Raw genomic sequence first — 12,365 nt, forward strand, 5'->3', positions numbered from 1 at the left:
AATGAAATTAAAAATATGAACTCAGCAATAACTCATCATTTTTATGCTGTTTAAAGTCAAAAAGTCTTCATAAAAAAAGATGCGCATAAAACCATGCGCATCTTTTTTGTGTTTTATCTTAACCAGTTGAACTGGCTGAGGTCATCTTAACGACGACTTTGGTTATATAGCGCTTGTGCTGCTGGCAAGTTTTTACGCATTGCTTCAATACGCTGACTGTTCGATGGGTGAGTCGATAAGAAGGACGCACCGCCGCCACCTTCAAGCTTGTTCATTTTTTCCCAAAGGGTAATTGCAGCTTGTGGGTTATAACCTGCACGCGCCATCAGCATTAAACCACCCTGATCGGCACGACTTTCCAAATTACGTGAATATGGCAAGCCAATCCCAATTTGGGTACCCAATTGCGCTGCTGCTGCACCCAATTGACCAACGTTATTGCCTGCCGCACTTAAACCTACGTTCAAGGCAATATTGGTTAAAGCCTGTGCACCAATTTTACTTTTCGCGTGTTCTTCTAAAGCATGCACCATTTCATGCCCCATAATTGCGGCAATTTCAGCATCAGTTAAATTCAGTTTATTCACAATACCAGTGTAGAACACCACTTTACCACCAGGTGCGACAAAAGCATTGACTTGATCAGACTTAAGTACCGCCAATTGCCACTGGAAAGGCTGACCTGTTTGGTTCATTTGATTGGCATGTGGGATCAAACGCTGAAACACAGTATTGATACGTTTATACGTGGTGGAGCTTGTGTCTAACTGATTTTTATTGCGTGCGTCTTGCACCATTTCATTATAGCTTTTGGTAGCAGTTGCATTTAAGGTCGCAGTATCTGCACCCGCCATGTCTGCAACAGTCGTACACCCTGAAACTGTGATTGCGCCTGCGGCACATAAACTTAACATCAGTTTTTTGTTCATTATAATAATCTCCGCCTTGCGAGCTATCTTCATACCAATCAATTATATGAAATCAATTCAAGGCTTTAAATCTATAATCACTTCATAAACATATCATTTATGTAAACAACGCCTAAGCTGTGTACAGATTGTATGTTTGAGCGATCAATCACTACCCTAGTAAAGAAATTGATAACACAACCAAAATACTAAACAGAAAATATTTAAACCCAAGTAAATTTTAGACACCACTTCTACTTTTTCTTCCATTTCTGGATTTTTGCGTTTGTAGAGTAGGTAAGCATTTTGAATCAGAATCAGTGGCACCAAAATACAGGCAAAAATAACGCTCAAACCAATAAACGCCTGATACATAATATTCGGATCATGCTTTTGCGATAAAATCAGCATCATGGCAATGGTCGGTGCGCCGCCCATCGCAAACAATAAAGAATAAAAAATCGTACTGGTAATATTTTTATGCATCCTGCATAACCTTAATTAAATTTAATTTTCTAAAGCCATTGTAACAAGCCACCCTGCTCTGCACAGCGCCAGTCATCTGCAACTTTAGTCTTGAAAAACAACTCACTCAGCATCATCTACAATGATTCCCAAAATGAGTCGCTATTGAAACTGAAACAACAGCAATAAAAAGCCCCATCATTTAGACAGGGCTGAGTACATCATCTGAACTTGAGTGTTATGTCAAAGCACAACAACTTAAGCATCAAATGGATGACGTAATACAATAGTTTCTGCGCGGTCTGGGCCTGTAGAAATAATGTCGATTGGGCATTCAATTAACTGCTCAAGACGTTTGATGTAGTTCACTGCATTTTCAGGCAATTGTTCTACACTGGTCGCACCCACAGTCGACTCAGACCAACCCGGCATTGTTTCGTAAATTGGCTTTAAGTTTTCGTATGCAAGCGCATCAGAAGAACCTACACAACCTGAATCGGTATTTTCATAACCTACGCAGATTTTGATTTCTTCTAAACCGTCCAATACGTCTAACTTGGTCAAGCAGATACCAGACAGTGAGTTTACATCGACTGAACGACGTAAAATTTCGGCATCAAACCAACCACAACGACGTTGACGACCTGTAGAAGCACCGAACTCGTGACCCACAGTACCTAAGTGTTTACCAATCGCATCACCTACGTCATTTGCTGCGTCATACACCAACTCAGTTGGGAATGGGCCTGCACCTACACGTGTGGTATAAGCTTTGGTAATCCCTAAAACGTAGTCTAAATGTAATGGACCTAAGCCTGAACCAGAGCTTACACCGCCCGCAGTTGTATTCGATGAAGTCACATACGGATAAGTACCGTGGTCAACATCAAGCAATGAACCTTGCGCACCTTCAAACATAATGTTGTCACCGTTTTTACGGTAATTATGAATTTCAGTCGTTACATCAACCACTAATGGTGCAATCACTTCACGCCATTGGTCACATAGCGCTAAAACTTCATCTAACTGAACTGCTTCAACACCGTAGTATTGTGTCAATTGGAAGTTGTGATAATCCAATAATTCAGCCAATTGAGCGCGTAATGCTTCACCGCCACGAACCAAGTCAGCAACACGAATCGCACGACGTGCAACCTTGTCTTCATAAGCTGGGCCAATACCACGACCTGTTGTACCAATTTTGGCATTACCACGTTTTTTCTCACGTGCTTGGTCAAGTGCAATGTGGTTCGGCAAAATAAGCGGACAGTTTGGTGAAATACGTAAACGCTCTTTCACTGGCACGCCTTCTTGCTCCAAAATACCCATTTCTTTAATGAGTGCTTCAGGAGAAAGTACTACACCATTACCAATTAAGCACAGTACGTTTTCACGTAAAATACCTGATGGAATGAGGTGTAATACAGTTTTCTTACCACCAACCACGAGAGTATGGCCTGCGTTGTGTCCGCCTTGATAACGAACGACTGCCGCCGCCTGATCTGTGAGCAGGTCGACGATCTTACCTTTACCTTCGTCGCCCCATTGGGTACCAAGTACCACAACATTCTTGCCCATAATAGCCTCATTACATCATGCTGTTAAAATTGAAAACCAAGACCTGTAACATGAAACATGCCTTGGCGATTAAATTTTTTCGACTGTCCACTCACCATTTGCAAGAACCAATTGGTGCGTTGCGTATGGAACCGAGTTTAAATCATCATTACCCAACAATTGAATTACACTAAAGCCTTGCGCACGTGTGTTTTGGATAGCCGCGATTAAATCAGGTTGTGAGCCTTTAGGCGCAACAACAACAGACGATGATTCAAAACGACCTGCACTTAATACAAACAAGTCACAAGAGAAACCTGTTGCAGGGCGCGCACGTCCGAAATGCTGACCAATGCCATCATAACGACCGCCTTGTGCCAATGGTGCAGCACGATTTGGCGCATACACTGCATACATTAAACCTGTGTGATAGTGATAAGAACGCAGCTCAACCACATCAATACCAATATGCAAGTTTGGCCAACGTGCCTGAATTTCAGCTTGTGTTGCTTTCACGGCTTCAAACGCTTGCTTAAATTCGGTATTTTCCAACACATCAGCACTTAAATGAGCCTGCAAAGCAGTTAAATCACTGGCATAGCGACCTAAAGCATAAAAATCTGAACCGAAATTTAAATCTTGGGTAAATTCTGCCAATTCAGGCAATGCTTTACGCTGATATAAATCTGACAATTGACGTTCAGTGGCTTTGCTTAATTCTGCTTGTTTAACCAAGCTACGGAACAAGCCGACATGACCCAAGTCTAAATGCACACCTTCTGCCAAACCTGCTTCTTTTAGCAAGCTGAGCATCAGATCAACCATTTCTACATCGGCATCAATGCTGTCTGAACCAAATAACTCTGCACCCAATTGCAATGGTGCACGTGTGGTATTAAAACCTTGTGGTTTGGTATGTAAAACCGTACCTGCATAGCAGTAACGTGCAATGCCATCTACAGGATGTACATGCGCATCAATACGCGCCACTTGGGGTGTCATATCGGCACGCACACCCAGCAAACGACCTGAAAGCTGGTCGATGACTTTAAATGTGGCAAGGTCTAAATCTTGATTCGATTCTGAAAGAGAAGATAGAGATTCAATGTATTCTATGAATGGCGTGTACACCAACTGATAACCTCGAGATGCGAGGAAATCCAGTGACTTACGACGCAAGCTTTCAATCACTTGCGCTTGTTCTGGTAATACATCAGCTACACCATCAGGTAATAACCATGTCTCTGAAATGGGCATGTTGTAAACCTAAATTCTTGTTTGCGCGGAACGAATCCGCATAAAAAAATCGGGAGCACACCCGATTTCTCCTAGTTTAGCATGATACTTTTGCTCATGCACCTGACTTTTTCTGAAATATGCGGTAAAAAATATGAATACACCACATCTTTCAAAGCCGTCATTTAAAAGTCCTGATTTGATTTGACCGCCTTTGCCAATAAACTGACCAACTCAGCATTTTGCATTTCAAGCTGTGCGGTTTTTTGCACAGTTTTATCGAGTGCATCTTGCTGAACCTGCATCTTTTTAGCCAAATCCTGCATGATCTCCAACGTCTTTTTTAGATGCTCTTCTAAATGTAATACTTTTTGCTCGACTTGCTGTTGATGTTGCACGTCGCTGCTGCTGTCTGCCTGATTTTTAAATTGCAACCAAATCAGAAAAATGACAGCAAGTGCCAGCAAAAAAATAAATCCCCACAATAAAATAATCATCATGCCACTACTCTATTCAAATTTTCTATGCAAACTTTGTTATATCAATCAGTGAATTAACCGTGAATACGAAGTGTAAAATCTGTCATCACTATTACACGCTTTTCACACTTTGTATATGTCTTAAAAAGTAGCCGCTTACACCGCCCGCTGACTAAAAGATTCACACAAATCTAGTAAACGGTTGGCATAACCCCACTCGTTGTCATACCACGCAAAAACTTTGGCTTGATGACCCACGACCATGGTTTGACTTAAATCGACAATTAAAGAATAAGGTGAATGGTTAAAGTCGCTCGATACCAAAGGCTCATCGGTCACTTGCATAATTTCGGCATAATCATGCGCTGCCGAAGCACACAACACCTGATTCAATTTGTGCACCGTAATTGGTGACTGAGAAATAAAAGTTAAATCAATAGCTGCAACATTAATGGTCGGTACACGAATCGAGTAACCATCAATCCGATCTGCCATTTTTGGCATGACTTGTTTTAATGCACCCAAGGCAGATGAAGTTGTAGGAATAATATTTTGCCCTGATGCACGCGCACGACGTAAATCACGGTGTGCTTGATCCAATACAGTTTGATCGGCTGTGACTGCATGAATTTCAGTCATTAATGCGGTATCAATTCCGAAAGCATCATCAATGATTTTAACTAATGGTACTAAAGCCTGCGTGGTACAAGATACGCTGGAAATAATTTGGTCGGTACTTTTGACTTCATGATGATTCACACCATAAACAATCGCAGCATCTACAGTATCGAATGGTGCAGCACCAATAATTACACGTTTGGCGCCCGCAGTAATATGCTGCGTTGCCGCCTCGCGGGAACGGAACAACCCTGTACATTCCAATACCACATCAACATTTAAGGCTTGCCACGGTAATTGCGCAGGTTGAGCCTGATTCAACACCTGAACTTTTAATTGCGCCAAACCTGCAGAAATATTCAAAAAAATCTGTTCATTTTCGAGGCTAATTTCCACCTGTCCTTTAAAACGACCATGGGTACTGTCATATTTAAATAAATGAACCAAGGTTTCTACATCGGCAATGTCATTTATGGCGACGATTTCAAAATGAAAGTCTTTGGGATTTTCAAACCAAGCCCGCAGCACATTGCGCCCGATTCTACCAAAGCCATTGATTGCCACTCGTTGCATGACTGATCCTTTCATAATGAAATCAAAATTTAAGCACAGACTATGTTAATAGATTTTGAGGCCTTACTGAAAAAAATCAGATCAATTCTGGGATTTTTCACTTAATTTGCTGATTAATTCGGCAAACTCAAAATACCCATCTAACAATTTCAGCTTGTGGTTGATTAGTTTGACACTCTCGCCTACGCACAAACATTCAACAACAGCTCATCATGCCCCACTTTCGTCAGCAATTTTCCATCATCCTCTATTCAAAAGATTTATTCTGCGCACAGCAACAGAGATTGATTCAGAATTGTCATCAATTCACGCTAAAATGATTGGTGATAGTGGCTTTTTCCGTTATAATTTGGCGTTTTTAAAATTTTAAGCCTGCATGACAGCAAAGAATTATTTTTTGTCAGACTGTCTTGCGTTTAGCCAAATCGGAATTTATGGAGTGACTTGGTTGTGAGTACTCGTTTTATGACATCAGCTGAAATTCGTGAAGCATTTTTGCGTTACTTTGAATCGCAAGGGCATACACGTGTCGCATCGAGTTCTCTAGTACCCGCCAATGACCCAACCCTGTTATTTACCAATGCAGGTATGAACCAGTTTAAAGACTGTTTTCTTGGGCTGGAAAAACGTGATTATGTACGTGCTGTATCGTCACAAAAATGTGTGCGTGCAGGCGGTAAACATAACGATTTAGACAATGTGGGTTATACCGCACGTCACCATACTTTCTTTGAAATGTTGGGTAACTTCTCGTTTGGTGATTATTTCAAACGTGATGCAATTAAATTTGCTTGGGAATTTTTAACCAGCGAACAATGGTTAGCGCTACCAAAAGACCGTTTATATGCCACGGTTTACCACACCGATGATGAAGCATTTGACATCTGGAACAAAGAAATTGGTTTAGATGCTTCTCGTATTATCCGTATTGGCGATAACAAAGGTGGCCAATATGCTTCAGACAACTTCTGGGCAATGGGTGATACAGGTCCTTGCGGCCCTTGTTCTGAAATTTTCTATGATCATGGCGATCATATTTGGGGCGGTTTACCAGGCACACTAGAAGAAGATGGCGACCGTTTCATTGAAATCTGGAACAACGTATTCATGCAGTTTAACCGTACTGCAGATGGCGTATTGCACCCACTTCCAGCACCGTCTGTAGATACAGGCATGGGCTTGGAGCGTATTTCTGCAGTATTGCAACACGTCAACTCTAACTACGAAATTGATCTGTTCCAGCACTTACTCAAAAATGCAGCACAGATTATTGGTTTAGACACGACTGCTCTTGAAGTAACTGCACAGCAAACTGGCAAGCCTGTAGACTACCCTGCTTCACTCAAAGTAGTTGCTGACCACGCTCGTTCTTGCTGCTTCCTAATTGCCGATGGCGTGAATCCATCGAATGAAGGTCGTGGTTATGTATTGCGTCGTATTATTCGTCGTGCAGTACGTCACGGCAACAAGCTTGGCGCAACAGGTTCATTCTTCCACAAAATGCTTCAGCCTTTAATTGAAGTAATGGGTCAAGCTTATCCTGAACTTGCAGCAAATCAAGCGCGTATTGAAGCGCAACTTCTAAAAGAAGAAGAACAATTTGCCAAAACGCTTGAGCAAGGTTTGAAATTGCTTGAGGGTGAATTGGCACAGCTTAAAGGCTCGGTCATTCCTGGTGAAGTGGTATTTAAACTATATGACACTTACGGCTTCCCAACAGATTTAACGGCAGATATTGCACGTGAACGCGACTTGACCATTGACGAAGCAGGCTTTGAAGTTGAAATGGCAGCGCAACGTCAACGTGCACGCGATGCAGGTAAATTTGCAGTTGACTACAACTCAATTGTAAAAGTTGAAGGTGAAACTCAATTTGATGGCTATGACGCAACGACTGGTCAGGGTCAAATTGTGGCTATTTATAAAGATGGCGAACAAGTCGATGAAGTAGTTGAAGGCGATGAAGCTTTAATCGTACTCAATCAAACCCCGTTCTATGCAGAAAGCGGTGGTCAGATTGGTGATACAGGTCTATTCAAAAACGAAACAGGTATTTTTGAAGTTCAAGACACCAAAAAATCTGGCGGTGCTTTTGTTCATCAAGGTATTGTTACCATGGGCAGTTTAAAAGCTGCGCAAGCGGTGGAAGCGATTGTAAAAGCAGACATCCGCGAAGCTACTGCACGCAACCACTCTGCAACACACTTATTGCACGCTGCCCTACGTCAAGTTTTAGGTGCACACGTACAGCAAAAAGGTTCGTTGGTTGCTTCTGATATTTTACGTTTTGACTTTGCCAATGACCAACCTGTGTCATTTGAACAATTGCAAGAAATTGAGCGTTTGGTAAATGCAGAAGTCATTGCCAATACCGCAGTTTCTACTGAATTACTGGATATTGAAGCAGCCAAAGCCAAAGGCGCAATGATGCTATTTGGTGAAAAGTATGGCGATGAAGTTCGCGTACTTTCTATGGGTTCAATCATTGAAGATAAAAACTTCTCCATTGAACTTTGTGGCGGTATTCACGTGAAACGTACAGGTGATATTGGTCTGTTCAAAATCATCTCTGAAGGTGGTGTTGCAGCTGGTGTACGTCGTATTGAAGCAATTACAGGCAGCAAAGCCGTTGAAGCCGTTCAAAAAACTGAACGCGATATCAACAGCATCAATGCTTTGTTGAAAGCACAAAAAGACCAAACTTTAGAAAAAGTGAATACATTGGTCGATACAGCATCTAGCCTTCAAAAGCAGATTGAACAGCTCAATCAAAAATTAGCGCACTTCCAAGCAGCTGAACTTTTAAGTCAAGTACAAGAACTTGCTGGACGTACCACGCTCATTACCATTGTACAAAATATGGATGCAAAATCACTGCGTAATTTGCACGACGGTGTAAAATCCAAACTCGACCAAGCAGTGATTGTACTTGCAGCTGTAGAAGGCGATAAAGTCAGCTTAATCGCTTCTGTTGCACCAGACTTTACTGCTACGATTAAAGCAGGAGACATCATCAAACACTTGGCTACAGAACTAGGTGGTAAAGGTGGTGGTAAACCTGATTTGGCACAAGGTGGCGCGCCACTTAACGAGAACTTTGCAACGGTGATGGCAGGTTTAACTGCTTGGCTTGCGGCAAAATAATCTCACTTTTTGTGTAACTGACCCTGAGCAGGTAAATTCGGGGTCATGGCTTATATGGAACAACTATGGCACTAATCGTTCAAAAATATGGCGGTACCTCAATGGGTACTCCCGAGCGCATTTTAAATGTTGCTCGTCGTGTGAAGCGCTGGCATGATCATGGCCACAAAGTAGTGGTTGTCGTTTCTGCCATGAGTGGCGAAACCAATCGCCTACTCGCTCTCGCGAAAGCCATTACCGAAACCCCTGATCCGCGTGAATTAGACCAAATGGTGTCTACAGGCGAACAGGTGACGATTTCGATGTTAGCGATGGCGCTGAATTCTATTGGCGTTGCAGCAAAATCACTAACTGGTCGCCAAGTTGGTATTCAAACTGACAGCGCATTTACCAAAGCACGTATTGAAGCGATTAATACTGACGTGTTAACTGAAAACCTAGACGCAGGCCGTGTGATTGTGGTTGCTGGTTTCCAAGGGTTTGATGCTGAAGGTAACACCACGACTTTAGGTCGTGGCGGTTCTGATACTTCTGGCGTTGCACTTGCTGCTGCATTGAAAGCCGATGAATGTCAAATTTACACTGACGTAGATGGCGTTTACACCACAGACCCACGCGTTGCACCAAAAGCCAAAAAAGTAGATCGTATTTCTTTTGAAGAAATGCTAGAAATGGCTTCTTTAGGTTCTAAAGTATTGCAAATTCGTGCGGTTGAATTTGCAGGTAAATACCAAGTACCTTTACGTGTATTATCAAGTTTTGATAATGACAATGATGGCGCATTCGACGAAGATTTTAAACAAAATGTCGGCACACTCATTACTACTGAATTGGAAGACAACATGGAACAACCTATCATCTCAGGTATCGCGTTTAACCGTGACGAAGCAAAATTAACTATTTTAGGTGTGCCTGACGAGCCAGGTATTGCATCTAAAATCTTGTCACCTATTGGCGCTGCCAATGTTGAAGTCGACATGATCATCCAAAACGTAGAAGAAGATGGTACAACTGACTTTACCTTTACTGTAAACCGTGGCGAACTTGCCAAAGCAAAATCAATCCTTGAAGCAACAGCTAAAGAAATTGGTGCGCGTGAAGTGGCTACACGTGGCGACATCGTGAAAGTATCTATCGTTGGTGTAGGTATGCGTTCACATGCAGGTGTTGCAAGCAAAATGTTTACTGCCCTTGCAGATGAAGGCATTAACATTCTCATGATTTCTACTTCTGAAATTAAAATTTCAGTCATTATTGAAGAAAACTATTTAGAGCTTGCAGTACGTACTTTACACACTGTATTTGGTCTAGATCGTGAAAGCGGTGAGTCTAGCGCACGCGCTTAATACGCCCCTGTCAGAAAATGTAATTGTCTGACAAATTTTGCGAAAAAGTACAAAAAAATAGAGCCACTATAGTTTTTTTTATAGTGGCTCTGTTATATTGAGCAACATGCTTTCATAAATTTTGGCAGCGCTGTATCTTATAAAATAAATAATGATACGTTCCGTTAAAATTTACTGGTTTTTATTTGGTTGTGACTTTTAAATTGCTTTAAAAATCAATGCAGGTTTAGCATTTTGCAAGGAGATAAACATGCTGATTCTGACCCGACGTGTCGGAGAAACATTAATGATTGGGGACCAAGTCAGCGTGACTGTGCTTGGTGTCAAAGGTAACCAAGTTCGTATTGGTGTAAATGCCCCGAAAGAAGTATCGGTTCATCGTGAAGAAATCTATCAACGTATTCAACACGAGCGTGCCATGCATGAGCATTTGCAACATTTAGATCAAGATTATCAACCTTCATTTGAAGAAGATAACTACTCGCAAAATGACTTTAATCGTTAAACGATTAAGGTAATTGAATATAAAGCGGCTCATTTGCCGCTTTAAATTTTTCTGCTGAATGCTTTTTAAAAACTCGCATCATTTCAGAGTTGCTCGCTGATTCGAAGCATGTAAAGACTATTTTACAGGCAACTCAGCACAAGTTTTGCATGAAAATTACTGTGAGTTTTCCATTAACTCTAAAGCCTTACGCACAGGTGCAAAACTACGTCGATGTGCCGCAATTACACCATGCTGTGCAATGGCTTCAAAATGTGCTTTGGTTGGATAACCTTTGTGTTGAGCAAAACCAAATTGTGGAAATGCTTGATCAAGCAATACCATTTCACGGTCACGCGCCACTTTAGCTAAAATACTAGCTGCTGAAATTTCTGCATGCAATGCATCTCCCCCAACAACTGCGTCACAAGACATTGCTAAACCTTGTGGAATTTTATTGCCATCGACCAAGACATGCTCAGGTTGAATAGATAAGGCTTCCACCGCACGACGCATCGCCAATAACGACGCTTGCAAAATATTCAGTTCATCAATTTCGGCTGCAGATGCTTCTGCAATTGCCCAAGCCAAAGCCTTTTCCTGAATTTCAACAAATAACTTTTCACGCTTTTTTTCTGTCAGTTTTTTAGAATCATTTAAACCTTCAATCGGGTTATTCGGATCTAAAATAACTGCCGCAGCGACAACAGAACCCACTAAAGGCCCACGCCCTGCTTCATCTACACCTGCAATTTTCATCATCTTTTTCCAGAAAAATAGGCTGAAATCTTCAGCCTATCTCACGATGCGAGTCACCACGCATGATCTTTACTTTTACAGAATCAGTAAACTTATCTTACTGCTTCTGCCACACATGCATTAATGGTTCGAGATACCGCATTGCTCACAATGGTTGCACGTGCAGCAGGGTCAATTGCTGCGGTGGCTAAATCTACTGCAGTTACGTTTTGTGGTGCTTTTTCACTGACACAACCACAAATTTCCGCTTGAACATTTTGCTTTTGCGTTGGTGTCATAACACGTGTCGCAGTGTGCCATGCAGGAATGTTGTTTAATTCAGTCACACACTTGGCATTAATTGCAATTTTAATCGCCGCCATACCCAATTGTTGAGTTGCTGTCGGTGCAGTTGTCGTTCCTGTAGTAGTACCTGTAGTGGTGGTACATGCAGATAAAACCAAAGCGATAGGTGCCAATACAGCAAGTAGTTTTTTCATGGATATTTCCTGTATTTAATATTCAAGTCATTTGAGTGAAACAATGCCGCTATTGTGCCTAAACTTGTTTGACGAAGGAATAGCTTTTTGCAATTTCTACATTCAAGTGCTTAGGCTAGAGGCTGTTGATAATTCTTCTATGTTTGCGACATGAGAGATATATCTCGCAACGTTTTTTAGCCGATATAAAGCATGAGGCAGGAAATTAGTCATTCTAAATGACTGACTCATAACGCAATAGCAGCAAAAAATATGCTTGTCCTGAAAGGCTGTGGCTAAAACTTTCTCAGATTGCGTTATGAAACTTGGCAATAGTC

11 protein-coding genes are annotated in these 12,365 nt (G+C 41.7%); 3 read left to right on the forward strand and 8 right to left on the reverse strand.

Annotated elements, in window-relative coordinates; all coding sequences use genetic code 11:
• Nucleotides 1–146 precede the first annotated feature (146 nt).
• From VF675_RS07590 to VF675_RS07615, 6 genes are all read right to left on the reverse strand, one after another.
• Nucleotides 147–929 carry a M48 family metallopeptidase gene (locus tag VF675_RS07590; RefSeq protein ID WP_004971571.1) on the reverse strand — a complete coding sequence of 261 codons (783 nt, stop codon included), beginning with the start codon at nt 927–929 and terminating at the stop codon, nt 147–149.
• 156 nt (nt 930–1,085) lie between these two features.
• Complete coding sequence (locus tag VF675_RS07595) at nt 1,086–1,394, reverse strand: hypothetical protein (protein ID WP_168542510.1); 309 nt, start codon at nt 1,392–1,394, stop codon at nt 1,086–1,088.
• Between the two features lie 237 nt (nt 1,395–1,631).
• Nucleotides 1,632–2,951: an adenylosuccinate synthase gene (locus VF675_RS07600; protein ID WP_178318488.1), complete on the reverse strand. Its 1,320-nt coding sequence runs from the start codon at nt 2,949–2,951 to the stop codon at nt 1,632–1,634.
• A gap of 69 nt (nt 2,952–3,020) precedes the next feature.
• The gene (locus tag VF675_RS07605; RefSeq protein WP_096901061.1) at nt 3,021–4,187 is read right to left on the reverse strand and encodes an ATP phosphoribosyltransferase regulatory subunit; all 1,167 of its coding nucleotides are present in this window, start codon (nt 4,185–4,187) and stop codon (nt 3,021–3,023) included.
• Nucleotides 4,188–4,351: 164 nt separating this feature from the next.
• Nucleotides 4,352–4,666: a hypothetical protein gene (locus VF675_RS07610; protein ID WP_004971580.1), complete on the reverse strand. Its 315-nt coding sequence runs from the start codon at nt 4,664–4,666 to the stop codon at nt 4,352–4,354.
• Between the two features lie 135 nt (nt 4,667–4,801).
• Entirely contained in the window at nt 4,802–5,836 is a 1,035-nt protein-coding gene (locus tag VF675_RS07615) for a type I glyceraldehyde-3-phosphate dehydrogenase (protein WP_096901062.1), read from the reverse strand.
• A 450-nt stretch (nt 5,837–6,286) separates the two neighbouring features.
• Between VF675_RS07615 and alaS the strand changes: the two genes are divergently transcribed.
• The 3 genes from alaS to csrA all read left to right on the forward strand — a co-directional run bounded on the left by alaS (nt 6,287) and on the right by csrA (nt 10,831).
• On the forward strand, nt 6,287–8,980 hold the full coding sequence (alaS, locus tag VF675_RS07620; protein ID WP_440205021.1) for an alanine--tRNA ligase: 2,694 nt from the start codon (nt 6,287–6,289) through the stop codon (nt 8,978–8,980).
• 65 nt (nt 8,981–9,045) lie between these two features.
• Nucleotides 9,046–10,326, forward strand: a complete 1,281-nt coding sequence (locus VF675_RS07625) for an aspartate kinase (RefSeq protein WP_004971586.1) — start codon at nt 9,046–9,048, stop codon at nt 10,324–10,326.
• 250 nt (nt 10,327–10,576) lie between these two features.
• Nucleotides 10,577–10,831, forward strand: a complete 255-nt coding sequence (gene csrA, locus VF675_RS07630; protein WP_004971589.1) for a carbon storage regulator CsrA — start codon at nt 10,577–10,579, stop codon at nt 10,829–10,831.
• Nucleotides 10,832–10,987: 156 nt separating this feature from the next.
• Here csrA and rnhB read toward each other — a convergent pair whose 3' ends face one another.
• Complete coding sequence (gene rnhB / locus VF675_RS07635) at nt 10,988–11,572, reverse strand: ribonuclease HII (protein ID WP_286380757.1); 585 nt, start codon at nt 11,570–11,572, stop codon at nt 10,988–10,990.
• An 89-nt stretch (nt 11,573–11,661) separates the two neighbouring features.
• Entirely contained in the window at nt 11,662–12,048 is a 387-nt protein-coding gene (locus VF675_RS07640) for a hypothetical protein (RefSeq protein WP_004971594.1), read from the reverse strand.
• Nucleotides 12,049–12,365 lie beyond the last annotated feature (317 nt).

The organism is Acinetobacter sp. Lyrl_1, assembly GCF_051948795.1.
Taxonomy (GTDB): domain Bacteria; phylum Pseudomonadota; class Gammaproteobacteria; order Pseudomonadales; family Moraxellaceae; genus Acinetobacter; species Acinetobacter towneri.